This is a genomic window from Paenibacillus sp. Soil766, assembly GCF_001428105.1.
GTDB lineage: Bacteria > Bacillota > Bacilli > Paenibacillales > NBRC-103111 > Paenibacillus_E.
Genome location: NZ_LMSJ01000055.1, coordinates 1 through 1,267, shown reverse-complemented (window position 1 = coordinate 1,267; position 1,267 = coordinate 1). Strand labels below are relative to the sequence as shown.

At 51.6% G+C, this 1,267-nt stretch carries 1 protein-coding gene; it reads left to right on the top strand.

Annotated elements, in window-relative coordinates:
* Positions 1 to 1,267 (top strand): hypothetical protein (locus tag ASG89_RS37055; protein WP_162259747.1); only part of this gene is annotated, 1,267 nt, incomplete at both ends.

Below are 1,267 nucleotides of genomic sequence, written 5' to 3'. Positions count from 1 at the left end.
CAGTGATTATAAACATCACAGGATTTGTTGCACTAGCGAATGTGGCCGCAGGAACAGCCGGCGAATCAACCTATGCAGATGGAGCAGCCGTATCGGCGGCGTTATTGGCAAGTCATGCGAATGTAGCGGCAAACGGTGGCACGATGACCGTGCCAGTAACAGCATGGGAGGATACAGACAACTACAACCCAGCTGTAGCGGGGAGTTATACATTCACGGCAACGCTAGGAAGCTTGCCTGCGAATACAACCAATACAAGCGGGTTAACGGCGACAGTGGAAGTTGTGGTTGAGCCAGTGATTACAAACATCATAGGATTTGATGGGATTGGAGATATAGCGGTAGGAACAGCTGGCGCAGCGATCTATGCGGATGGAGCAGCAGTATCGGCGGCGTTATTGGCAAGTCATGCGAATGTAGCAGCAAACGGTGGAGCATTGACCGTGCCAGTAACGGCATGGGTGGATACCGACAGTTACAATTCAGCTGTAGCGGGGAGTTATACATATACGGCAAGGCTAGGAAGCTTGCCGGTGAATACTACCAATACAGGCGGGTTAACAGCGACAGTAGAAGTTGTGATCGATCCAGTGATTACGAACATCACAGGTTTTGATGGTATTGGAGATATAGCGGCAGGAGCAGCCGGTGCAGCAAGCTATGCAGATGGGGCAGCGGTATCGGCGGCGTTATTAGCAAGCCATGCGAATGTAGCGGCAAACAGTGGAGCATTGACCGTGCCGGTAACGGCATGGGTGGATACAGACAGTTACAACCCAGCTGTAGCAGGCAGCTATACATTCACGGCAACGCTAGGAAGCTTGCCTGCGAATACAACCAATACAAGCGGGTTAACGGCGACAGTGGAAGTTGTGGTTGAGCCAGTGATTACAAACATCACAGGATTTGTTGCACTAACGAATGTGTCCGCAGGAACAGCCGGCGCAGCAACCTATGCAGATGGAGCAGCCGTATCGGCGGCGTTATTAGCAAGTCATGCGAATGTAGCAGCAAACAGCGGAGCATTGACCGTGCCAGTAACAGCATGGGTGGATACAGACAGTTACAACCCAGCTGTAGCGGGAAGTTATACATTTACGGCAACGTTAGGAAGCTTGCCGGCGAATACAACCAATACAAGCGGGTTAACGGCGACAGTGGAAGTTGTGGTTGAGCCAGTGATTACAAACATCACAGGATTTGTTGCACTAACGAATGTGTCCGCAGGAACAGCCGGCGCAGCAACCTATGCAGATGGAGCAGCCGT